The organism is Brevundimonas pondensis (genome assembly GCF_017487345.1).
Taxonomy (GTDB): Bacteria; Pseudomonadota; Alphaproteobacteria; order Caulobacterales; family Caulobacteraceae; genus Brevundimonas; species Brevundimonas pondensis.
Genome location: NZ_CP062006.1, coordinates 3,377,023 through 3,400,157, shown reverse-complemented (window position 1 = coordinate 3,400,157; position 23,135 = coordinate 3,377,023). Strand labels below are relative to the sequence as shown.

Here is a 23,135-nt window from a genome sequence, read left to right as displayed (position 1 = left end):
AAACCGCCAAGCTTAGGAAACGAACCCATGTCCAAATCCACCGCCATTGTCCTCGTCCACGGCTTCTGGGGCGGCGCCGCCCACTGGGCCAAGGTCATCACGGAGTTGAGCCGGCGCGGCTACACCTCGTTGCACGCCGTCGAAATGCCGCTGACCTCGCTGGCCGACGACGCCGAGCGGGTCCGCAAGATGGTGCGTCAGCAGGAAGGCCCCGTCATCCTGGTCGGCCACTCCTACGGCGGCGCCGTGCTGTCTGAAGCGGGCGACCTGCCGAACGTGGCGGGCCTGGTCTATGTCGCCGCCTTCGCCCCCGATGCGGGCGAAAGCCCCGGCGGCATCACCCAGCAGGACCCGCCGTCGGCCGCCCCCAATCTGGCCCCCGACAGCGACGGCTATCTGTGGGTCAAGCCGGACAAGTTCCATGAGAGCTTCTGCCAGGACCTGACGGCGGACGAGGCCCTGGTCATGGCGGTGACCCAGAAGGCGCCTCTGGCCACCACCTTCGGCGACGCGGTCACCGATCCCGCCTGGCGCAAGAAGCCGGTCTGGTATCAGGTCTCGAGCCAGGACCACATGATCGCTCCGACCAACCAGCAACGGATGTCGGCGCGGATGAACGCCCGCAAGATCATCACCCTGGACGCCAGCCACGCCTCGCTCGCCTCGCATCCTGTCGAGATTTCCGACCTGATCGAGGAAGCCGTCGCGGCGATCTGACGACCTAGGTCAGAAGGGTCCGCAGCACGGCGTCCAGCACCGGACGCCCGGACGCCGTCGCTGCGACCCGCCCCTGGGTCAGGGTCAGAAAACCATCGGCCAGCAGATCGGCCAGAGGCCCCGTCTGATCCGACAGGCTCAGGGTCTGCAGGGTGGTCAAAGACACCCCCTCGACGGTTCGCAGCCCCAGCAGCGCCAACTCCTCGGCCGCGCCCTGCGGGTCCAGCGTCTCTTGCTCGACCCAGGGCGTTCCAGCAGCGACACCGGCGACATAGTCAGGGATACGGCGGTGGGCGACGGTAGCGGTTCGCTCGCCCGTCAGGGTCAACCGCCCGTGCGCGCCGGGACCGAGGCCCAGATAGTCGCCGCCGCGCCAGACGTGCAGGTTGTGGCTGGACCGGGCCGCGACGTCGCGAGTGTGGTTGGACACCTCATAGGCCTCGAACCCCGCCCCCTCGAGCACGGTCTGGGTGGCTTCATAAAGGGCGGCGGCCAGATCCTCGTCCGGCGGGTTCAGGGTTCCGCGCGCGAAGGCCCGGCCGAAGGCCGTCGTCGGCTCTATGGTCAGTTGATAGGGCGAGATGTGCTCGAACCCCAGGTCCAGCGCCGTGGTCAGCTCCGCCGTCCAGTCGGCCACGGATTGCCCGGGACGGGCGTAGATCAGGTCGATCGACAGACGCGGGAAGGCCGCAGCCGCCGTCTGAACCGCGCGCCGGGCCTCCGCCGCCGAATGGTCGCGGCCGAGAAATTTCAGCGCGGCGTCGTCGAACGACTGCACCCCCATCGACAGGCGGTTGATTCCCGCCTCCGCCAAGGCGGTGTAGCGCCCCGCCTCGGCGTCGGTCGGGTTAGCCTCCAGCGTGATTTCTATGTCGCCGTCAGGAGGGAAGAGCGCCCTGGCCCGTGCGATCACCGTCGCCACGGCCTCGGGCGGCATCAGCGAGGGCGTACCGCCGCCGAAGAAGATGGAGGCCAGACGGCGCGGGCCGACCAGACGGCTCTGCGCCTCCATGTCCTCCAGGATGGCCCGAACCAACCCGGCCTGCTCCTCGACCCGGCCCCGGTCGCGCACGACGTTGAAGTCGCAATAGGGACAGATGCGGGCGCAGTAGGGCCAGTGGATATAGAGCGCCAGAGAGGAGGACGGGGCCTCAGTCAATCAGCGCCGCCTTGAGCCGGGCGAAGGCGCGGGCGCGGTGGCTGATTGCATCCTTTTCGACGTCCGCCATCTCGGCGAAGGTCTTGTCCGAGCCTTCCGGCCTGAAGATGGGATCGTAGCCATGCCCGCCGTCGCCGCGCGGAGGGAAAACCAGCTCCCCGTCGAGGCGACCCTCGACCACCACGCAGGGGCCGTCGGGCCAGGCCACCGCAAGCGCAGACGTGAACCAGGCCCGGCGATCCGTCGAGCCGATCTCCTCCAGCCGCTCCTCGACCTTCTTCATGGCCACGGCGAAGTCCTTGCCCGGCCCGGCCCACCGCGCCGAGAAGATGCCCGGCGCCCCGTCCAGGGCCGCAACCGACAGACCGGAGTCGTCGGCCAGGGCCACCTCGCCCGAGGCCTCGGCGGCATGACGCGCCTTCAGCATGGCGTTGCCGACAAAGGTGCTCTCGGTCTCGTCCGGTTCGGGCAGGTTCAGGCTGCCGGCCGTGACGATCCTGTAATTTCCGTCGAGCAGGGCCTCGATCTCGCGCGCCTTGCCCGGATTGTGGGTCGCGGCCACCAGCCGCATCCCCTTGATCAGCTTGAGATTCATGCGGTCACCTTAGTCCCGTCCGATGCATTGCGGAAGTTTAACATCGTTAAACGATATGTAACGTGCTTTTCGACGGGGCATGTCGCATCTTCAATCTCAAGAACGGAGGTCGCACCGTTCAAACGAAGCGAACAAAACGCAACGTTCATCCAGCGACATATCAGAAACGCACGAAAATCGTGCAACAACGGAGAGATACGATGCAAGCGATGAAAACCTCGATCTGGATGGACCGCGTCGGCCACGGCTTCTTCAACGCCATGCTGCTGGCCGCCCTGCCCACCGCCGCCGTCGCCCTGATCATCCAGAGCCTGTGATCCGGCTCTGGATCGCCCAAGCGGGCAAATGGGGGCTTTGACGATCAGCATGAACACCGCGAAGAATAGCGCCGCGTGAGGGTTCCCGGACCCCGCGCGGCGACCACCGCCTGAACACCCGGCCAGAGACCTGACTACATGCACCTCCCGAAACTGGCTTCCATCGGGATTCGTGCGCCGCGCCTGACGGGCGGCAACCTGCGCACTCCCAATCTGCGCACCCTGGGGCCAGGCTCCGTGTCCAGCCTGCTAAAGATCGCGCTGGATGTGGCCTATATCCTTCTGGCCCTGATCACCGGCGTTCTGCTGCTGCTCTGGATCGCCTCCATCTTCATTCCCATCGACAATCTGAACGTCACGGTCAGCGACGGCGCCGATGGCCGCCAGATGCCGTTGACCCGCCCCCTGCTGCTGTTCGGCGTCGGGGCCATCACCGCCTATTTCGGCGGCTTCCTGATGATCCTGCGCGGCCTGCGAAAGATCTTTCGCACCCTGACCCTGGGCGACCCCTTCCAACCCGAAAATGTGCGACGTCTGCGCCAGATCGGCCTGATCCTCGCCGTCGTGACCGGCGGCGTCTGGCTGGCGCAGGGCCTGGTGGCCGCCCGTCTGGCCCCCGGCGTCATGGAGCCGCAAGGCGTCAGCGACCTGCTCACCCCCGTCTTCTCCATCCTCGTCGTCTTCGTCCTGGCGGAGGTCTTCCGCGAAGGCGCCCGCCTGCGCCGCGAATCCGAACTGACGATCTGATCTGAAAACGCTAAGCTCCACCCATGGCCATCCGCGTCCAACTTGACCGTATTCTCGCCGAACGGCGCATGTCGCTGACAGAGCTCGCCGACCGTGTCGGCGTGACCGTGGCCAATCTGTCGATTCTCAAGACCGGCAAGGCGCGCGCCGTGCGTTTCTCGACCCTGGACGCCCTGTGCCGCGAGCTGGACTGCCAGCCGGGCGATCTGCTGGCCCATGAGCCGGGACCCGGCGACGCCTTCAACGACGCCGAGGACTGAGGTGGCCCGCAAAGGCCCTTCAGACTCCAATGACGACGACAAGCGCATCTGGGCCCGGGTCACCGGGACGGTGACCCCGCCCGCGCGTCGCAAGGCCGCTCGCGTCACCCCCGGCGCGGTCCTGCCTGATTCCGAGACCCCGCCCGCCACGGCCAGGCCCGCGCGCGGCGTCGCCGGCAAGAAGCGCAACGCCCCCGATCAGACGCCCAGCTTCGAGACCCTCGGCATCGTCGCCCCCGCCAAGCCGACGCCGACCCGCGCCCGGCCAACACCTGAAGAACTGGAGCCACGCCGCCAGCGCCGCCTGTCGCGCGAGCGCGATCCCATCGAGGCGCGCATCGACCTGCACGGCTTCGGCCGCTTCGAGGCTGAGGACCAGCTCCGCGGCTTCCTGATCGGTTGCCAGATGCGCGGCCTGCGCTCGGTTCTGGTCATCACCGGGCAGGGACGACGCGGCGGCGGGGTCATTCGCGGCTCGGTGCACGACTGGTTGACCGGGCCGCACCTGCGCGGCGTGGTGTCCGGCTTTGCCTCAGCCCACCGCCGCCACGGCGGCGACGGCGCCCTCTACGTCACGCTGAAGCCGCGCTGAACCAGACTACCCCTGAGCGTTGCGGATCGCCGCCGCTCCGGCGACGGGCGCGATGACCACGGCGAACAGGACATAGGCGCCCAACAGGGCCAGGGCCGACAGGGGATCGCCGCCGCCCGCCGCCCGCGTCAGGGCGCCCGCCCCGAACACCACCGGCGGAATGAACAGCGGCAGCACCACCACCGCGATCAGCAGGCCGCCGCGCTTGGCCCCCAACGCCAGAGCCGCGCCCAGCGCCCCGGTGAAGGCGAAGCCCAGACCGCCGATGGCCGCCGCCAGCGCGGTCAGCCCGATCAAATGGGCCGGTTGCCCGAGCACCAGCGCCGCAATCGGGGCGGCCAGAGCCAGCGGCAGACCCGTGGCCAACCACTGCGCCAGGGCCTTGATCGCCACCGTCGCCTCCAGCGGCACGGGGCCGAGCGACAGCAGGTCCAGCGCCCCATCCTCCAGATCACGCTCGAACAGACGCTCCAGCGACAGCAGCGAAGCCAGGGCCAGGGCCATCCAGCTGGCGCCGGAAGCCGCCGGCGCCAGGACGCGCGGATCGCCGCCCGCCGCCAGCGGCAGGATGGCGGTCAGGCACAGCATGAAGCCGCAGGCCAGCAGGGGCCCGCCGCCGCCGCCCCAGGCCAGCGACAGCTCGCGGCCAAACAGGACGCGCACCGCCCTCACGCCAGACCCCCAAGGTCGAGATTGCGCGCCGGGACGGGCAGGGGGTCATGCACCGCCGCCAGAATCATCCCGCCCGACGCCAGATGCGCCGCCATCAGCTCGGCCGCGACCGCGCGCCAACGCTCATCCAGCGGGGCCAGGGGTTCGTCCAGCAGCCAGAGGGCGCGCGGCGCGGCCACCAGCCGGGCCAGCGACAGGCGGCGCTTCTGCCCCGCCGACAGCTTCCTCGTCTCCAGATCCAGCAGGGGCGTCAGCGACAGGCGCGCAGTCGCCGCCTCGCGCGCCGCGTCGCTTCCGCCCAGCCAGGCCGTCTGGAAGTCGAACTCCTGCCGCGCGGTCCGAGTCGGCTTCAGCCCTTCGAGGTGGCCCAGCAGGTGGACGCCGCCCTGCCGCGCGGCCTCCGCATCCAGCGCCTCACCGTCCGCGCCGCCAAAAGTGATCGTCCCCGCATCGGGGCGGATGAAGCCCGCCACGGCCCGCAGCAGGCTGGTCTTGCCCGCCCCGTTGGCCCCGGTCAGGGCTACAGCCTCGCCCGCCGAAAGGCGCAGCGACAGGCCCCGGAACAGATTCCGCTCGCCGCGCGACAGGCTCAGGCCCTCGATGTCGACCGTCTTCAGCATGACCCCGCCGACTTGCGAACCATTCTCGATGTCCATGACCGCGTTGTGGATACATGGACGGCTTCCCCGCACAGGACTATATCCGCAAGCGCCGCAGCAGGCTTTCGCCGCGCGCGCCCGGGACCTGTGCGCCCCGGCGTCCAGCGCGCGAAGGCGCAACCGAATTGTCGGGCGGCGTTAGTCAGAGGACTTATCTCCATGCCGTCGATTGACAGCCTCAAGACCCGTCAGGACCTTTCGGTCGGGCGCAAGAAATACGCCTATTACAGCCTTCCGGCCGCCGAGGAAGCCGGTCTGGCCGGGATTTCCCGTCTGCCGCGCTCGATGAAGGTGCTGCTGGAGAACCTGCTGCGCAACGAGGACGGCGTCTCGGTCACCGAGGACGACCTGAAGGCCGTCGCCGCCTGGATCGAGAACAAGGGCGCCGTCGAGCACGAGATCGCCTTCCGTCCGGCCCGCGTGCTGATGCAGGACTTCACCGGCGTTCCCGCCGTCGTCGACCTGGCCGCGATGCGCGACGCCATGGCCAAGCTGGGCGCCGACGCCGCCAAGATCAATCCGCTGGTCCCCGTCGACCTGGTCATCGACCACTCGGTCATGGTCGACCACTTCGGCAACGCCAAGGCCTTCGGCCAGAACGTCGAGCGCGAGTACGAGCGCAACATCGAGCGCTACAACTTCCTGCGCTGGGGCTCGTCGGCCTTCAACAACTTCCGCGTCGTGCCGCCCGGCACCGGCATCTGCCACCAGGTCAACCTGGAGAACCTGGCCCAGACCGTCTGGACCCTGGACGAAGGCAAGAAGACCGTCGCCTATCCCGACACCGTCGTCGGCACCGACAGCCACACCACCATGATCAACGGCCTGGCCGTTCTGGGCTGGGGCGTCGGCGGCATCGAGGCCGAGGCGGCCATGCTGGGCCAGCCGATCCCCATGCTGATCCCGGAAGTCGTCGGCTTCAAGCTGACCGGCAAGCTGCCGGAAGGCGCCACCGCCACCGACCTGGTGCTGACCGTCACCCAGATGCTGCGCAAGAAGGGCGTGGTCGGCAAGTTCGTGGAATTCTTCGGCGACGCCATCGCCGGAATGACCATCGAAGACCAGGCCACCATCGCCAACATGGCCCCGGAATACGGCGCCACCTGCGGCTTCTTCCCGGTGTCGCGCGCGACCATCGACTATCTGACGGCCACCGGCCGCGACAAGGCGCGCGTCGCCCTGGTCGAAGCCTACGCCAAGGCGCAAGGCCTGTGGATCGACGAGACCTCGGAAGACCCGGTCTTCACCGACGTGCTGGAGCTGGACATCTCGACGGTCGTGCCGTCGCTGGCCGGTCCCAAGCGTCCGCAGGACCGCGTTGAACTGACCGTCGCCGCCCCGTCGTTCGAGACCGCCCTGGCCGACGTCTTCGGCCGCCCGACCGACGCCGAGCGCGCCGCCGTCGAAGGCGAGAAGTTCACCGTCGGCGACGGCGACGTGGTCATCGCCGCCATCACCTCGTGCACCAACACCTCGAACCCCAGCGTCCTGATCGCCGCCGGTCTGGTGGCACGCAAGGCCCACGCGCTCGGCCTCAAGGTCAAGCCCTGGGTCAAGACCTCGCTGGCCCCCGGCTCGCAGGTCGTCACCGACTATCTGACCGACGCCGGCCTCCAGAAGGATCTGGACGCCATGGGCTTCAACCTGGTCGGCTACGGCTGCACCACCTGCATCGGCAACTCGGGCCCGCTGGACCCGGCCATCTCGAAGGCGATCAACGACAACGGCCTGGTCGCGACCTCGGTCCTGTCGGGCAACCGCAACTTCGAAGGCCGCGTGAACCCGGACGTCCAGGCCAACTACCTGGCCTCGCCGCCGCTGGTCGTGGCCTACGCCATCGCCGGTTCGATGCGCATCGACATCACCAAGGACGCCATCGGTCAGGACAAGAAGGGCAAGGACGTCTTCCTGAAGGACATCTGGCCGACCTCGCAGGAGATCGCCGACATCCAGAAGAAGTCGGTCACCCCGGCCATGTTCGCCAAGCGCTACAAGGACGTCTTCAAGGGCGACAAGCACTGGCAGGCCATCAAGGTCACCGGCGGCCAGACCTATGAGTGGGAGGATACCTCCACCTACGTCCAGAACCCGCCCTACTTCGAAGGCCTGTCGATGGAGCCGGCCCCGGTCAGCGACATCGTGGAAGCCCGCATCCTCGGCATCTTCGGCGACAGCATCACCACCGACCACATCAGCCCGGCCGGTTCGATCAAGAAGGCCTCGCCCGCTGGCGTCTATCTGACCAACCACGGCGTCGACGCCCTGGACTTCAACAGCTACGGCGCCCGCCGCGGCAACCACGAAGTCATGATGCGCGGCACCTTCGCCAACATCCGCATCCGCAACAAGATCACCCCGGACATCGAGGGCGGCGTCACCAGGCACTTCCCGTCGGGCGACACCATGTCGATCTACGATGCGGCCATGCGCTACCAGTCGGAAGGCCGTCCCCTGGTCGTCTTCGCCGGCAAGGAATACGGCACCGGCTCGTCGCGCGACTGGGCGGCCAAGGGCACCCGCCTGCTGGGCGTCCGCGCCGTCATCGCCGAAAGCTACGAGCGCATCCACCGCTCGAACCTGGTCGGCATGGGCGTGGTGCCGCTGCAGTTCAAGCAGGACGGCTGGCAGAAGCTGGGCCTGACCGGCGAGGAGATCGTCACCATCCGCGGCCTGACCGACGTCAACATCGGCAAGCTGAAGCCGCGTCAGGACCTGTGGGTCGAGATGTTCCGTCCGTCGGACGGCAAGATGGCCCGCTTCCCGGTCCGCTGCCGCATCGATAACCAGACCGAGCTGGACTACCTGCTGGCTGGCGGCGTCATGCCCTACGTCCTGCGCAACCTGGCCCGCGGCCCGGAAGCCGAGGCGCCCGCCGCCGCCGAATAAGGCGAGGCTTCAGGCTAAAGACTGGAAAGGCCGGTGGAGCGATCCACCGGCCTTTTTCAAGCGTAAGTTCGACTAGATCGCGGGCAAATCCATTGCCCCGCTGCCCTAGTTGCTTGCACCTTATTCCTCTGAAGTTGAACGTACTTGGGCTACGTCGGCCAGAATCAGGCGCTTCGGTTCCCCTCGGGCGGACTCAATTTTTGAGGCCCAGAGTTTTAGTTCCTTGCCTGCAGAGATGGTGTTTCCATGAAGCGACCAGGTGAGGTGGCCTCGCTTGCTTTCGGGGAAATTGCCACCTGGTCTGAAGGGGATGACTCTTTTGAGCTCTCGAACGTACGCGCGGCCGTTTCCGCTCAGAGCGTTATATCGCGTGATATTGCCGCTGAATTCCTCCACCTTAGGATTTTCATCACGAGTGTTCACCCACTCGCTGGTGGCAGTATCGAACGTGACAAGCGTTGAGCGCGGCCTTTCGAGTGTGACCAAGGGGACACCGTGATCAATCGCCCTATGGGCGCGACGAAGGCTGCCTTCTAGTGTTTCAGCTAATTGATCAAAGAAAGTATCGTCTACGTCGACCTTCTGAACGCTGGGAGTTTCGGGCTTAGTGTTCAGCATTCCCACAGCTTTAGAGAACGCGACCTTCACAAAATCGTAGAAGGCTGCGCCAGCGATTCCGGCGGTCGCGGGATACTTCTCGATCACAGTGATGATGTCGAATACCACGCTCCCCCTTCGGGGCGCGCCGAAGTAGATTTCGGCACCCTTTAGTGCTGTGGCCCGGCTCACGATTTCACCAGTCATGTAGGCGTGAACCACAATCTGGATCGCCTGCGCAAAGCCGTAAAACGAATTCGAACCATCATAAAGGTCGAGGCCACGGCGTTCAGCTTCTCCACCACTGAAGCGTAGCTTAAGCGCGTGCTGCGCAATCGCATCCGTCATGTTGCCATCCCCACTCTCGCAAAGAGTATGCTCTGGCAGAGGTCAAGAATGGTCAAGCTTCTATGCGGGACGCATGGCTAATCTTGCCGGAGAAATCCATGAAATTCCTGAGGATCGCGTGGGGCATTCCTGAAAAAAGGGCCGGCGGATCGCTCCGCCGGCCCTTCTCTTTTTCAGACTGTCGTCCGCCTTATTCGGCCGCGACGCGATCCGCGTATTCGGGGATCTGGTCGAAGTTCATGTAGCGGTAGACCTCGTCGCGGTCGGCGTCGATGACGCCCATCTCGGCCATGTATTCGGCCACGGTGGGGATGCGGCCCATCTTGGAGGCGACAGCGGCCAGTTCGGCCGAGGCCAGGTAGACGTTCGAGCCCTTGCCCAGACGGTTGGGGAAGTTGCGGGTCGAGGTCGAGACCACGGTCGCGCCCTCCTTCACCTGGGCCTGGTTGCCCATGCACAGCGAGCAGCCCGGCATCTCCATGCGGGCGCCGGCGCCGCCGAGGGTCGAGTAGTGACCCTCCTTGGTCAGCTCCGAGGCGTCCATCTTGGTCGGCGGGGCCACCCACAGACGGGTCGGGATGTCCTTCTTGCCCTTCAGCAGCAGCGAGGCGGCGCGGAAGTGGCCGATGTTGGTCATGCACGAGCCGATGAAGACCTCGTCGATCGGGGTCTCTTGCACCGCCGACAGCAGGCGCGCGTCGTCGGGGTCGTTGGGGGCGCACAGGATGGGCTCCTTCACGTCCGCCAGATCGATCTCGATGACGTGGGCGTACTCGGCGTCGGCGTCGGCCTCCAGCAGGTTGGGCGCGGCCAGCCAGGCCTCCATAGCGTCGATGCGGCGCTGCAGGGTGCGGGCGTCGGCGTAACCGTCGGCGATCATGTTCTTCATGAGCACGATGTTCGAGGTCATGTACTCGATGATCGGCTCCTTGTTCAGCTTGACGGTGCAACCCGCCGCCGAACGCTCGGCCGAGGCGTCGGTCAGTTCGAACGCTTGTTCGACCTTCAGGTCCGGCAGGCCCTCGATTTCAAGGATGCGGCCCGAGAAGGCGTTGACCTTGCCCGCCTTGGCCACCGTCAGCAGGCCCTGCTGGATGGCGTAGTAGGGGATGGCGTGGACCAGGTCGCGCAGGGTGATGCCGGGCTGCATCTCACCCTTGAAGCGGACCAGGATCGACTCGGGCATGTCCAGCGGCATGACGCCGGTGGCGGCGCCGAAGGCCACCAGGCCCGAACCGGCCGGGAAGGAGATGCCGATGGGGAAGCGGGTGTGGCTGTCGCCGCCGGTGCCGACGGTGTCGGGCAGCAGCAGGCGGTTCAGCCAGGAGTGGATCACGCCGTCGCCCGGACGCAGGGCCACGCCGCCGCGGTTGGAGATGAACTGCGGCAGTTCGCGGTGCGTCTTGACGTCGACCGGCTTGGGATAGGCGGCGGTATGACAGAAGGACTGCATCACCATGTCGGCCGAGAAGCCGAGGCAGGCCAGGTCCTTGAGCTCGTCGCGGGTCATCGGGCCGGTCGTGTCCTGCGAGCCGACCGTGGTCATGCGCGGTTCGCAATAGGTGCCCGGACGGATGCCCTGGCCTTCCGGCAGACCGCAGGCGCGGCCAACCATCTTCTGGGCCACGGTGAAGCCCTTGCCGCTGTCTTCCGGGGTGACCGGCAGGCGGAACTCGGTCGAGGCGGCCAGGCCCAGGGCCTCGCGCGCACGGGCGGTCAGCGACCGTCCAATGATGAGATTGATGCGGCCGCCGGCTTGCACTTCGTCCAGCAGGACCTGCGACTTCAGCTCGAAGTCGGCGATCTTCTGGCCGTCCTTCTCGATCTTGCCCTCATAGGGATAGATGTCGATGACGTCGCCCATGTTCAGGCTGGTCACGTCGACCTCGATCGGCAGGGCGCCGCTGTCTTCCTGGGTGTTGAAGAAGATCGGGGCGATCTTGCCGCCCAGGGTCACGCCGCCGAAGCGCTTGTTCGGCACGAAGGGGATGTCCTGACCGGTGGCCCAGATGACGCTGTTGGTCGCCGACTTGCGCGACGAACCGGTGCCGACCACGTCGCCGACATAGGCGACCAGATGGCCCTTGGCCTTCAGGTCCTCGATGAACGACATCGGGCCGCGCACGCCGTCCTGCTCCGGCGTGATGCCGTCACGCTTGTTCTTCAGCATGGCCAGGTAGTGCAGCGGAATGTCGGGGCGCGACCAGGCGTCGGGCGCCGGCGACAGGTCGTCGGTGTTGGTCTCGCCCGTGACCTTGAAGACGGTGACGGTGATCTTGTCGGCGACCTTGTCGCGCGACGTGAACCACTCGGCCTCGGCCCAGGACTTCAGCACGGCCTGGGCGTTGGCGTTGCCGCCCTTGGCCAGTTCGGCGACGTCGTGGAAGAAGTCGAACATCAGCAGGGTCTTCTTCAGACCCTCGGCGGCGACGGCGCCGACCACGGCGTCGGTCAGCAGGTCGATCAGCGGCTTGACGTTATAGCCGCCGACCATGGTGCCCAGCAGCTCGGTGGCGCGTTCGCGCGACAGCGACGGCACGGCGAAGTCGCCGTGGGCCACGGCCGACAGGAAGGAGGCCTTGACCTTGGCCGCGTCGTCCACGCCGGGCGGCACGCGATGGGTCAGCAGGTCCAGCAGCTCCTGCTCGGATTCACCCGCCGGCGGCGCCTTGATCAGCTCGATCAGGTCGGCGGTCTGCTCGGCCGACAGCGGCAGCGGCGGAATGCCCAGGGCCGCGCGTTCGGCGACGTGAAGACGATAGGTTTCGAGCATGAGCGGCCTTCCTTGGTCCAGTCGCGGCATGACCGGCCCGTCGGCCGCCAAAACCGCGCGTGGCCTTTCCCACATAAGGGTTGGGGTCGCAAGGGAAGGGGGTCGGTTCGGCCTTCGACCTCCGTCGTAGGGCATTCCTGCTTCAGGTGTCCGTCGTAACGTCGTCCCAATCGGCATTGCCGCCGTAGCCGATCAACCAGTTCAGCGCGTAGTGGCGCTCCAGCACCACCCCGGGGTCCAAATCCGCCGGAGGCGCCTGACCATCAATACCAGCTTGGCGGATTGCCCAGTGATAGCGGTAAACCAAATCCGCCTCATTAAGGATGTCGTTGGCGGATCGCACACCATCACGACCGAGATCGGGAACGTTAATGATGATGTCGGTCATGGCATCGACGTCGCAGGTTTCACGCGGTGCCCCCAGTTGTCCCTCCACATGCCGTAATGCCCACAGCAATACCCAGGCCGCCTCATGCCTCCAAGAAAACTGGATTTGATCTCGCATTGTCGGTTCAGGCGTGTCGAGGAAGGCGCGCTCGGCGGGAGTAAGATGCGGGTCAATGCCGCGCTCATCAATAAAACGGCGTGCGTCGGCTAAGGGCAGACCGGATCCCCGAGCGGCGATAATCGATACGGCGCGCAAGCGATCCGCGATTTCACGCGGCGTGCGCAGCGTAATCTGAGCTTCACTTTCGATCATCGGCAGGTGGGGGTTGATCGGCACCCCTTGGGCATAAAGAACGGATTCGGCCCACTGTTTACGCACAGGCTGGTCGCCATAAACCATCGGAGCTTCGTCACGGTCGGGAATGGTTACGGACGCAAGGATCGGCGTTTTTGCACGGATTGCATCGTCACGCTTGCCCAACAGCCTACTCAACCAGCCCATGTCATCCCTCCCCGCCATCGACTGCGAAGACGTAACGCGGAACAGAGAAACACGAAAGAAGGGGGACGGCGTCCAGAATGGGTCCTCGCCGCCTCAGTCCAGCTTGAGGGCCTCGGCCAGCAGGCGGGCTTCGGCGGCGCGGCTGGAGCCGGCGCGCCAGGCGACGACGATCTCGCGACGGGGGGCGTCGGCGGAGATGGGGCGGATCACGACGCCGGGGTTGTCGGCCAGACCGGCCTGCACCGCCATCTGCGGCAGGAAGCTGACACCAAGACCCGAGGACACCATCTGCACCAGGGTGTGCAGGGAGGTGGCGGCGAAGACGTCCTCGCCGCGCGGGGCCTCGATGTTGACGGCGGCCAGGGCCTGATCGCGCAGGCAATGGCCGTCTTCCAGCAGGATCAGGTCGTCGGCCTTGAGCATTCCCTCGGGGATGGGTCCGGCGCCCGCCAGCGGGTGGCCGACCGGAGCGGCGGCCAGGATTTCGTCGTCGCCGATGCGGGCGTGGTCGATGCCCGGCGCCTCATACGGCAGGGCGATGACGGCGGCGTCCAGCTGGCCCGCCTTCAGCCCGGCGATCAGGCGCGGGGTCAGGTCCTCGCGGATGAAGAGGCGCAGGGCCGGGTATCGGTCGCGCAGGCCGGGCAGGGCGCGCGGCAGCAGGAAGGGGGCGACGGTGGGGATGACGCCGAGGCGGAACCGGCCCGACAGGGGCTTGCCCGCATTGCGCGCCGCCTCGACCAGGTCTTCGGTGCGGGCCAGAACGTCCTCGGCGCGCTTGACCGCCTCGGCGCCGACGGCGGTCAGTTGGACCGCGCCGCGCGTGCGTTCGACCACGGGGGCGCCCAGGATCTTCTCCAGTTCCTGCACCCCCGCCGACAGGGCCGGCTGGCTGACGTGCGCCGCCTCGGCCGCGCGGCTGAAGGAGGCGTGCTCGGCCAGGAGCTTGAGATAATGGAGCTGTCGCAGGGTGGGGAGCATTCGCCCCACATAGGCGCGACCTATGGTGTTTTCAAAGACAATCGAAACCATTGATGAAGAAAGGCGCCGCGAACCGATCGGCCCACGGCGCCCCCTATGGTCTAGTTCAGGTCGAACCGGTCGGCGTTCATGACCTTGGTCCAGGCCGCGACGAAGTCCCGGACGAACTTCTCGCCCGCGTCGGCCGAGGCATAGACCTCGGACAGGGCGCGCAGCTGGGCGTTGGAGCCGAACACCAGATCGGTGCGGGTGGCGGTCCACAGCGCCTCGCCGCTGGCGCGGTCATTGCCGGTGAAGACCTCGTCGGCGCTGTCGTCGACCTGTTTCCAACCCGTCTTCATGTCCAGCAGATTGACGAAGAAGTCGTTCGACAACACGCCCGGCCGGTTGGTCAGGACCCCATGGGTCGAGCCGCCGTGGTTGGCCCCCATGACCCGCAGGCCGCCGACCAGGACCGTCATCTCCGGCGCCGTCAGACCCAGCAGTTGGGCCCGGTCGATCAGCAGCTCCTCGGTCGGGACGTTGAAGCGGACCTGCAGATAGTTGCGGAAGCCGTCGGCGCGCGGCTCCAACACCGCAAAGCCGTCAATGTCCGTCTGTTCCTGCGAGGCGTCCGTGCGGCCGGGCGTAAAGGGGACCGTCACATCATGACCGCCGGCCCTGGCCGCCTGCTCGACCCCGACCACGCCGCCCAGGACAATCAGATCGGCGATGGAGACGTTGGCGCCCGACGCCGCCTGGATGTCCTCATAGACCTTGAGGACGCGGGCCAGTCTGGCCGGTTCGTTGACGTCCCAGTCCTTTTGCGGGGCCAGGCGCAGGCGTCCGCCGTTGGCGCCGCCGCGATGGTCCGAGCCGCGATAGGTCACGGCCGAGGCCCAGGCCGTCGACACCAGATCGGCGACCGACAGGCCCGAGGCGGCGATGGCGGCCTTCAGCGCCTTGACGTCGGCCTCAGACAGCTTGGCCCCCGTATGAGCAGGGATCGGGTCCTGCCAGATCAGGTCCTCGGCCGGCACGTCCGGGCCGAGGTAGCGGGCCTTGGGCCCCATGTCGCGGTGGCACAGCTTGAACCAGGCGCGGGCGAAGGCGTCGCCGAAATAGGCCGGATCGGCGCGGAACCGCTCCATGATCGGGCGATAGATCGGGTCGATCTTGAAGGCCATGTCGGCCGTCGTCATCATCGTCGGCACGCGCTTGCCGGGCGTATGGGCGGCCGGAGCCAGGGTTTCGGGCGGATTGCCGATCGGTTGCCACTGCTTGGCGCCCGCCGGGCTGCGGACCAGTTCGTAGTCGTGGTCCAGCAGCATGTCGAAATAGGTCATGTCCCAGGTGATCGGCGTCGGCGTCCAGGCGCCCTCGATGCCCGAGGTGATGGTATCGTCGCCGATGCCGCTCTCATGACCCGAGATCCAGCCCAGGCCCTGCTGGGCGATATCGGCGCCCTCGGGGCTGACACCCACCTTGGAGGCGTCGCCGGCGCCATGGGCCTTGCCGAAGGTGTGGCCGCCAGCGGTCAGGGCGGCCGTCTCCTCGTCATTCATGCCCATGCGGGCGAAGGTCTCGCGGATGTCGCGGGCCGAGGCCAGGGCTTCGGGCACGCCGCCGGGACCTTCCGGGTTCACATAGATCAGACCCATCTGGATCGCCGCCAGGGGCTCCTCCAGGGCCATGTTCTTGTCAGGCTGGATGCGGGTCTGATTGCCCTCGTCGCCGACCCAGTTTTCCTCGGTGCCCCAGTAGACGTCCTTCTCCGGCTCCCAGACGTCGGCACGGCCGCCGCCGAAGCCGAAGACCGGCCCGCCCATGCTCTCGATGGCGACATTGCCGGCCAGGATCATCAGGTCGGCCCAGGACAGCTTTGCCCCGTACTTCTGCTTGATCGGCCACAGGAGGCGGCGCGCCTTGTCCAGGTTGCCGTTGTCCGGCCAGGAGTTGAGCGGGGCGAAGCGCTGCTGACCCGCGCCCGCGCCGCCGCGTCCGTCGCCTGTGCGATAGGTGCCCGCCGAGTGCCAGGCCATGCGGATGAAGAAGGGGCCGTAGTGGCCATAGTCCGCCGGCCACCAGGGCTGGCTGTCGGTCATCAGGGCGGTCAGGTCGCGTTTCACCGCCGCCAGGTCCAGCGACTTGAAGGCCGCTGCATAGTCGAAGTCGTCGCCCATCGGGTCGCCCGACTTGCCCTGCTGATGCAGGATGTCCATGGCCATCTGATTGGGCCACCAGTCGCGGTTGGTGCGCCCCAGAAGCGAACGCAGCGCGCCCGGCTCCTTCTTGGGATCATTGAGAGGGGTGGGGCCGCCTGCTTGTCCGTCCATGACTTTCCTCCTGCCTGGCTTGTTTAGGCCTCGAGCCTACGCCCGGTTCCGCGCCGAAGGAAAATCGATAAACTTTAGACCAACCAGCAGGAAAAGTTATGGTGAGGCTTGGCGCCGCGGCCAGATCGTCAAGCTCGCCCCATAATCAAAATCTATTCGCAGTTGCGAAATGATCGATTTGACTTCCAGGTCGCCAAAGCCCATCTGACCCCCATCGGCGGTGCACCCCCCTGCGTCGTCGCCTGTCTTATATTGTCAGAATGGAGCTCCACTATGCTGGGCGTCGGTCAAAAACTGCCTGAATTCAAGATCACTGGCGTGAAGCCGGGCTTCAACGACCACGAAGAAAACGGCGTCTCGGCCTTTGAGGCGCTGACGCAGGACAGCTTTGACGGCAAGTGGAAGGTCATCTTCTTCTACCCGAAGGACTTCACCTTCGTCTGCCCGACCGAAATCGCCGCCTTCGCCAAGCTGGGCAAGGACTTCGAGGACCGCGACACCGTCGTCCTCGGCGGCTCGACCGATAACGAATTCGTCAAGCTGGCCTGGCGCCGCGACCACGCCGACCTGAACAAGCTGCCGATCTGGCAGTTCGCCGACACCGGCGGCAAGCTGGCCCGCGACCTGGGCATCCTGGACGAAGAAAACGGCGTCGCCCTGCGCGCCACCTTCGTCGTGGACCCGCACAACGTCGTCCAGCACGTCTATGTCACCAACCTGAACGTCGGCCGTTCGCCGGAAGACACCCTGCGCGTCGTCGATGCTCTGCAGACCGACGAGCTGTGCGCCTGCAACCGCCCGGTCGGCGGCGAGACCCTGGCCGCTTAAGTACTGGCCAAGGATAGGCCCGGACCGCGTTCGTAATGGTTCGGGCCGCCCCTCTTGAAGAGGCGGCGGCGGGCGACTGTCGCCGCCTTTTTCTTTTTTTAGGGCGCTATCGTCCTTCGGACTGCTTGAGCGCGTTTTGAATACGCTGTCTCATTGCCCCTGGCGCCCCCGGCCGGCAGTCGGCCCCCAATCGGAGATTTCCCCATGTCCCTCGACGCCCTGCGCGACCTCATCCCGGCCTACGGCAAGGACATCTCGCTGAACCTGTCCTCGCTCGCCAATGAGACGGTGCTGAACGACCAGCAGAAGTGGGGCTGCTTCCTGGCCTCGGCCCACGCCATCGGCGTCGCCCCGGCGGTCAAGCTGATCGAGGCCCAGGCCGCGACGGTGCTGTCGCCCGAGGCCATGAACGCCGCCAAGGCCGCCGCCGCCATCATGGGCATGAACAACATCTACTATCGCTCGCTGCACCTGATGAAGAACAACGAGTACACGACCCTGCCGGCCAAGCTGCGCATGAACGTCATCGCCAACCCCGGCGTCGAAAAGCTGGACTTCGAACTGTGGTCCACCGCCGTCTCGGCCATCAATGGCTGCGGCGCCTGCCTGGACGCCCACGAGGGCGAACTGCGCAAGCACGGCGTGCCGAACGTTCAGGTTCAAGCTGCGCTTCGCATCGGCGCCGTGGTTCACGCCGCCAGCCGCATCGTCGCCTCGGAAGCCGCCCTGGCGGGCTGATCCCACCGGACCCGGAAAGCCAAAAGGCGCGGAGCGATCCGCGCCTTTTCTTCGCTAGGCCTTGTCCGAAACCGCCCCGTCCTGATCCGCCATCTCGCGCATCATGTCGAGGACCAGCCGTTGCTGGCGCGCCGTCAACTGAGGCGCCAGACGTGAGATCTCGATGCTCTGACGGGTCGCTGGAAAGTCATGAACAAAGGCCGCAGGCTCTCCCTCGGCCATGCCGGGGCGCGCCACCATCAGGCCTTCGAAGAAGTAGCCGATATCCACCTTGAAAAAGCGGGCGATGTCCCAAAGCTTGGACGCCGACACACGGTTGGCGCCCTTCTCGTACTTCTGGATCTGTTGAAATGTCAGGCCCAGAGCTCGACCGAGGTCGCTCTGATTATAACCGAGGGCGATCCGCTTTTCGCAAATTCGCCGCCCCACATGCCGGTCCACCGGGTGGGGGCCGTCGTCTGCAGCGCCTCTGACCATCATGCGTTCTCGTGCCACACTCGCCTGAGCCTCAATTGTCTCGAAATGCGACGGATCTCCGACGCTGTCACGACAATTCGCGTCTTGCGCGTGTCTCCGCCGATCACGTCTTCGTCTTGCGTAGGCGCCACGTCAAACCGCCCACCGCCATCATGGCCAGCAGGACGCCGAACAGCGCATCGCCCCAGCGGCCATAGAAGGTCGGCGCCGCCGGTTCGGGAAGGCGCACGTCGATGACGCCGGCATGGCCGGGGTCCAGCCGCTTGCCGTCCACGATCCGGCCCCAGGGGTCGATCATGGCCGAGACGCCGGTCGGGGTGGCGCGTGCGATGGGCAGGCCGGTCTCGATGGCGCGATAGCTGGCCAGGTTCAGGTGCTGACGCGGACCCGAGGTCGCCCCGAACCAGGCGTCGTTGGAGACATTGACGATCCAGGCCGGGCGCGCCGCGCCGCTGGCCGGGGTGAAGCCGGGATAGAGGCTTTCGTAACAGATCAGCGGCTGGACCTTCGGCGCATTGACCAGGCTGATCGGCGCCGGCCTGGGCCCGGCGCTGAAATCGGCCGGGACGTGAACCAGGCTACGTACACCGATCCGGCTCATCAGGCGACCCAGCGGCAGGTACTCGCCGAACGGCACCAGACGGTGCTTGTCATAGATGGCGCCGATCCGCATCCCCGCCACGCCCTCATCGTGCAAGGCGAACAGGCTGTTGTAATAGCGCGCACCGCCCTCGGCGGTCGGGTCCGGTTCGCCCCGGCTGAGGCCCATCAGCAGGGTCTGGCCCGTTTGAAGAGCGCCTGAAATGGCCTGGGCGTCCGGCGAGTTGAAGACGTCGTTGGCCGTGGCGGGCAGGGCGCCCTCGGGCCAGACCACGACATCCGGAACCGCCGCCCCCTTTTGGGCGGTGAGCGCCACATAGCGATCGACGATGGCCTGATAGGCCTCAGGGCTCCACTTGGATTCCTGCGGGATGTCGGCCTGAACCAGGCGCACCAGGGTCGGGCCGTCGACTCGCTCGGCCATCGACAGACGCAGGGCTCCAAAGCCGAACAGGCCCGCCAGAACGGCCACGCCCAGGCCGGCCGCGATCAGACGCGGACGCCGCGCGCCGTCGCTGGCCAGAAGACCCAGGGCCGAAACCGCCGCCAGCGTCACCAGCCCCAAGCCATAGACCCCGGCTACAGACGCGAACTGCGACATGGCCGATCCCGCCTGCCAGGCCGCCCCGGTCGGGTTCCAGGGGAAGCCGGTCAGGACATGACCTCGTAACCACTCCAGCAGGGCGAACAGGGCGGCGAACAGCAGCACCCGCCGCACGGCGCCAAGCGACGCGAACCGACGATAGAGGGCCGTCGCCGTCCCGAAGAAGAGCCCCAGCCCCATGGGCAGCAGGCTGGCTGCGAAGGGCGCCATCCAGGCCTGATCCTTGTTGACCAGGAAGGCCTCGGCCACCCACCAGCAGCCGATGAAGAAAAAGGCGAAACCGGCCAGCCAGCCGACCCAGAAGCCGCCCTTCACATTGCGCGACCGCTCGGCCAGCAGCATCAGCAGGGGATAGCCCAGCAAGCCCGGCAAAACCCCGAACGGCGGATGGGCCAGGGCGGCGCCGGCGCCGGCCAGCAGGGCCAGGACGATGCGCCCCCAGCGGTTCGTCAGCACGCCCCCCCAAAGGGCTGACACACGCTTGCTCATGCAGTGGCCTCTTGTTCGGCGGCATAGGGGTCGGCGACGCCGAGCGACGCCAGGATCTCGCGCTCCTCGGCCTCCATCTCCTCGGCCTCGGCCTCGTCCTCATGGTCACGGCCCAGCAGGTGCAGCACGCCGTGGACGACCAGGTGGCTCAGATGATCCGACAGGCTCTTGCCCTGGGCATCGGCTTCGGCGGCGCAATAGGCGAAGCCCAGGACCACGTCGCCCAGATGGGGGAAGGCGCTTTCGGCGGCCGGGAAGGACAGAACGTTCGTCGGCCGGTCCTTGTCACGGAAACGCTGGTTCAGGTCCTGCACCCCGGCGTCGTCGCTCAGCAGGACGACCAAGTCGCCCTCGACTGCGCCCAGGGCCGCCGTCGCCGCGCGCAGGACCACAGACTCAACATCAGGAAGGGCGACGGTCCAGGCCGCGTCCTCGACTTCGATCTCGATCATTCAGTCTTCATCCTCGAGGTCCGGCGTCGGACGGTTGCGCGCGGAATCGGCGTCATAGGCGCGCACGATGCGCTCGACCATGGCGTGGCGCACCACGTCCTCGGCCTTGAAGGCCTGAACCCCGACCCCCTTCACGTCCTTCAGGATGCGCAGGGCGTGGCTAAGGCCGGAATCGCGCGGGTTCAGCAGGTCGATCTGCGACGGGTCGCCGGTGACGACCATGCGCGCGCCCTCGCCCAGACGGGTCAGGACCATCTTCATCTGCAGCCGGGAGGTGTTCTGGGCCTCGTCCACAATGATGAAGGCGTGACTGAGGGTGCGGCCGCGCATGAAGGCGATGGGAGCCGCTTCGATCTCGCCCTTCTCGCGGCGACGGCGCACGTCCTCGACGCCGAGGATGTCGTTCAGCGCCTCCCAGATGGGGGCCAGATAGGGGTCGACCTTCTCGTTCAGGTCGCCCGGCAGGAAGCCCAGCTTCTCGCCCGCCTCGACCGCCGGTCGGGTGATGACCAGACGATCCACCTGTCCGCGCCGCAGCAGGGACGCGCCGTAAGCCGCCGCCAGGAAGGTCTTGCCCGTGCCCGCCGGGCCGACGCCGAAGGTCAGTTCGCAGCGGCTGAGCAGGTCCAGATACTGGGCCTGGGCCGCCGTCTTGGGCGCGATCGCCCCGCGCCGACCGACCGGCAGGCTGATGGCGTCCGGCACGACCCGCCCCTGATCGGGACGCGGCTGCGACACGGCGGCCCCCAAGGCCATACGCACGTCGGCCTCGGTGATCTCGGCGCCTGCGTCAGCCCGCTTGGCCAGGGCCTCCACCACGCGCTTGGCCTGGGCCCGGTCCCGCGCCGAGCCGTTGATCGACACGCCGCCGCCCGGCGCCTCGACCAGCACCTTGAAAGCGTCCTCGATCAGGGCGACGTGGCGGCTGTTGGGGCCGATCACGGCTCGCAGGGCCTGATCGCTCAGGGACAGGAACTCGGACTCTCGCGCCATGGGTTTCCTTTGTTGGGTTCCTACCGTCTCGCTCGCGGAGCGAGACTGCTTGAGGAACGCCGCAGTTAAATCGTGATCTCTTCGATCTAGATAGGGTTCGCGCTGGCCAACCGCCCGTTCAGACTGTTCTGCGCGCCGCTGATGATTTCGACCGGAACGATCCGGCCCAGCAGGTGATCCGCGGCCTCGACGTGGACGGCCTGCAGATAGGGCGAACGGCCGATGGCCTGACCGGCGTAGCGCCCCTTCTTCTCGAACAGGACGTTCAGGGTCTTGCCCGCCTGGGCGGCGTTGAAGGCGGTCTGCTGCTCGAACAGCAGGGCCTGCAGCCGTTGCAGCCGCTCCAGCCCGACCTTCTCCTCGATCTGGCCCGGCATGGTGGCGGCAGGCGTGCCGGGGCGCGGCGAATAGACGAAGCTGAAAGCGCCCGCATAGGTGACCTGCCGCACCAGATCGAGGGTGTCCTCGAAGTCGCGGTCCGTCTCGCCGGGGAAGCCGACGATGAAGTCCCCGGCGATGGCCATGTCGGACCGCGCCTCGCGGATGCGGGCGATCAGGTCGATGTATTTCTGGCGACCATGCTTGCGGTTCATCAGCCGCAATACCCGGTCGGACCCCGCCTGCACCGGCAGGTGCAGATAGGGCATCAGGGCGTCCAGATCGGCGTGGGCGGCGATCAGGTCATCGCTCATGTCGTTGGCGTGGCTGGTCGTATAGCGGATGCGGTCCAGGCCGGGGATCTCGGCCAGGGCGTAGGCCAGACGCGCCAGGGTCCATGGCTTCCCGTCCGGTCCCTCGCCGTCATAGGCGTTGACGTTCTGGCCCAGCAGAGTGACCTCGCGCACGCCCCGGTCGGCCAGGGCGCGCGCCTCGGCCAGCACCGCCGCCGCTGGGCGCGACCACTCGGCGCCGCGCGTATAGGGAACGACGCAGAAGGTGCAGAACTTGTCGCAGCCTTCCTGCACCGTCAGGAAGGCGGTCGGACCGTCGCCGCCACGCGCCCGGATCATGTCGGGGGTCAGGGCGTCGAACTTCTCATGCGGGGCGAAGTCGGCGCCGATGCGCTCGCCGCGCGCCCGCGCCGTGCGGGTCAGTAGCTCTGGCAGCTGGTGGTAGGCCTGGGGTCCGACCACCAGGTCGACCGCGGGCTGGCGCTTCATGATCTCCTCGCCCTCGGCCTGGGCGACGCAGCCGGCCACGGCGATGGTCATGCCCCCGTCGCCGCGCGCCAGCTTGCGCTCGCGCATCTGCTTCAGCTTGCCCAGTTCCGAATAGACCTTCTCGGCGGCCCGTTCGCGGATGTGGCAGGTGTTGAGGATGACGAAGTCGGCCCCCTCGGGCGCATCGGTCGTCGCATAGCCCAGCGGGCGCAGGACGTCGGCCATGCGCTCACTGTCATAGACGTTCATCTGACAGCCGTAGGTCTTGATGAACAGGCGTTTGGGCG

21 protein-coding genes are annotated in these 23,135 nt (G+C 67.0%); 7 read left to right on the top strand and 14 right to left on the bottom strand.

Annotated features, from left to right (window positions below; all coding sequences use genetic code 11):
- Nucleotides 1-27 precede the first annotated feature (27 nt).
- Nucleotides 28-717, top strand: coding sequence for an alpha/beta hydrolase (locus tag IFE19_RS16755; protein ID WP_207824314.1), 690 nt, complete (start codon nt 28-30; stop codon nt 715-717).
- Nucleotides 718-721: 4 nt separating this feature from the next.
- On the opposite strand, the gene hemW is transcribed toward IFE19_RS16755, so the two are convergent.
- Nucleotides 722-1,876, bottom strand: coding sequence for a radical SAM family heme chaperone HemW (gene hemW, locus IFE19_RS16750; RefSeq protein ID WP_207824312.1), 1,155 nt, complete (start codon nt 1,874-1,876; stop codon nt 722-724).
- Nucleotides 1,869-2,471 carry an RdgB/HAM1 family non-canonical purine NTP pyrophosphatase gene (gene rdgB / locus IFE19_RS16745; RefSeq protein WP_207824311.1) on the bottom strand — a complete coding sequence of 201 codons (603 nt, stop codon included), beginning with the start codon at nt 2,469-2,471 and terminating at the stop codon, nt 1,869-1,871. The genes hemW and rdgB overlap by 8 nt, the downstream gene beginning before the upstream one ends.
- Before the next feature lie 455 nt (nt 2,472-2,926).
- Here rdgB and IFE19_RS16740 point away from each other — a divergent pair, with 455 nt between their 5' ends.
- Genes IFE19_RS16740 through IFE19_RS16730 form a run of 3 tightly spaced genes read left to right on the top strand, consistent with a single transcriptional unit; the run spans nt 2,927 to nt 4,387 of the window.
- Nucleotides 2,927-3,535 carry a DUF2975 domain-containing protein gene (locus tag IFE19_RS16740; RefSeq protein WP_207824309.1) on the top strand — a complete coding sequence of 203 codons (609 nt, stop codon included), beginning with the start codon at nt 2,927-2,929 and terminating at the stop codon, nt 3,533-3,535.
- A gap of 23 nt (nt 3,536-3,558) precedes the next feature.
- On the top strand, nt 3,559-3,795 hold the full coding sequence (locus IFE19_RS16735) for a helix-turn-helix domain-containing protein (protein WP_207824307.1): 237 nt from the start codon (nt 3,559-3,561) through the stop codon (nt 3,793-3,795).
- 1 nt (nt 3,796) lies between these two features.
- A complete protein-coding gene (locus IFE19_RS16730) occupies nt 3,797-4,387 on the top strand; it encodes a Smr/MutS family protein (protein ID WP_207824304.1) in 591 nt (196 codons plus the stop codon).
- 6 nt (nt 4,388-4,393) lie between these two features.
- On the opposite strand, the gene ccmB is transcribed toward IFE19_RS16730, so the two are convergent.
- Complete coding sequence (ccmB, locus tag IFE19_RS16725; protein ID WP_207824302.1) at nt 4,394-5,059, bottom strand: heme exporter protein CcmB; 666 nt, start codon at nt 5,057-5,059, stop codon at nt 4,394-4,396.
- Complete coding sequence (ccmA, locus tag IFE19_RS16720; protein WP_207827714.1) at nt 5,056-5,679, bottom strand: heme ABC exporter ATP-binding protein CcmA; 624 nt, start codon at nt 5,677-5,679, stop codon at nt 5,056-5,058. Before ccmA ends, ccmB begins: the two co-directional genes overlap by 4 nt.
- A gap of 198 nt (nt 5,680-5,877) precedes the next feature.
- Here ccmA and acnA point away from each other — a divergent pair, with 198 nt between their 5' ends.
- The gene (gene acnA, locus IFE19_RS16715; RefSeq protein ID WP_207824300.1) at nt 5,878-8,604 is read left to right on the top strand and encodes an aconitate hydratase AcnA; all 2,727 of its coding nucleotides are present in this window, start codon (nt 5,878-5,880) and stop codon (nt 8,602-8,604) included.
- Between the two features lie 120 nt (nt 8,605-8,724).
- Here acnA and IFE19_RS16710 read toward each other — a convergent pair whose 3' ends face one another.
- The 5 genes from IFE19_RS16710 to katG all read right to left on the bottom strand — a co-directional run bounded on the left by IFE19_RS16710 (nt 8,725) and on the right by katG (nt 16,507).
- The gene (locus tag IFE19_RS16710) at nt 8,725-9,549 is read right to left on the bottom strand and encodes a DUF7946 domain-containing protein (RefSeq protein ID WP_207824298.1); all 825 of its coding nucleotides are present in this window, start codon (nt 9,547-9,549) and stop codon (nt 8,725-8,727) included.
- 190 nt (nt 9,550-9,739) lie between these two features.
- Nucleotides 9,740-12,322: a bifunctional aconitate hydratase 2/2-methylisocitrate dehydratase gene (acnB, locus tag IFE19_RS16705; RefSeq protein ID WP_207824297.1), complete on the bottom strand. Its 2,583-nt coding sequence runs from the start codon at nt 12,320-12,322 to the stop codon at nt 9,740-9,742.
- A 142-nt stretch (nt 12,323-12,464) separates the two neighbouring features.
- Entirely contained in the window at nt 12,465-13,190 is a 726-nt protein-coding gene (locus IFE19_RS16700) for a DUF4272 domain-containing protein (protein WP_207824296.1), read from the bottom strand.
- Between the two features lie 114 nt (nt 13,191-13,304).
- Nucleotides 13,305-14,192 (bottom strand): hydrogen peroxide-inducible genes activator, encoded by an 888-nt coding sequence (locus IFE19_RS16695; RefSeq protein ID WP_207824295.1) that lies wholly within the window; start codon nt 14,190-14,192, stop codon nt 13,305-13,307.
- 101 nt (nt 14,193-14,293) lie between these two features.
- Nucleotides 14,294-16,507 carry a catalase/peroxidase HPI gene (gene katG, locus IFE19_RS16690; RefSeq protein WP_207824294.1) on the bottom strand — a complete coding sequence of 738 codons (2,214 nt, stop codon included), beginning with the start codon at nt 16,505-16,507 and terminating at the stop codon, nt 14,294-14,296.
- A gap of 273 nt (nt 16,508-16,780) precedes the next feature.
- Between katG and IFE19_RS16685 the strand changes: the two genes are divergently transcribed.
- Both IFE19_RS16685 and IFE19_RS16680 read left to right on the top strand, forming a co-directional pair.
- Complete coding sequence (locus tag IFE19_RS16685) at nt 16,781-17,335, top strand: peroxiredoxin (protein WP_207824293.1); 555 nt, start codon at nt 16,781-16,783, stop codon at nt 17,333-17,335.
- Between the two features lie 204 nt (nt 17,336-17,539).
- Complete coding sequence (locus IFE19_RS16680) at nt 17,540-18,073, top strand: carboxymuconolactone decarboxylase family protein (RefSeq protein ID WP_207824292.1); 534 nt, start codon at nt 17,540-17,542, stop codon at nt 18,071-18,073.
- 54 nt (nt 18,074-18,127) lie between these two features.
- Here IFE19_RS16680 and IFE19_RS16675 read toward each other — a convergent pair whose 3' ends face one another.
- The 5 genes from IFE19_RS16675 to miaB form a co-directional block, all read right to left on the bottom strand.
- Nucleotides 18,128-18,550 carry a helix-turn-helix domain-containing protein gene (locus IFE19_RS16675; RefSeq protein ID WP_207827711.1) on the bottom strand — a complete coding sequence of 141 codons (423 nt, stop codon included), beginning with the start codon at nt 18,548-18,550 and terminating at the stop codon, nt 18,128-18,130.
- 103 nt (nt 18,551-18,653) lie between these two features.
- The gene (gene lnt / locus IFE19_RS16670) at nt 18,654-20,243 is read right to left on the bottom strand and encodes an apolipoprotein N-acyltransferase (RefSeq protein ID WP_207824290.1); all 1,590 of its coding nucleotides are present in this window, start codon (nt 20,241-20,243) and stop codon (nt 18,654-18,656) included.
- Nucleotides 20,240-20,695 (bottom strand): rRNA maturation RNase YbeY, encoded by a 456-nt coding sequence (ybeY, locus tag IFE19_RS16665; protein WP_207824288.1) that lies wholly within the window; start codon nt 20,693-20,695, stop codon nt 20,240-20,242. Before ybeY ends, lnt begins: the two co-directional genes overlap by 4 nt.
- Nucleotides 20,696-21,688: a PhoH family protein gene (locus IFE19_RS16660; RefSeq protein WP_207824279.1), complete on the bottom strand. Its 993-nt coding sequence runs from the start codon at nt 21,686-21,688 to the stop codon at nt 20,696-20,698.
- 86 nt (nt 21,689-21,774) lie between these two features.
- Entirely contained in the window at nt 21,775-23,097 is a 1,323-nt protein-coding gene (gene miaB, locus IFE19_RS16655) for a tRNA (N6-isopentenyl adenosine(37)-C2)-methylthiotransferase MiaB (RefSeq protein ID WP_404822176.1), read from the bottom strand.
- Between the last annotated feature and the right edge of the window lie 38 nt (nt 23,098-23,135).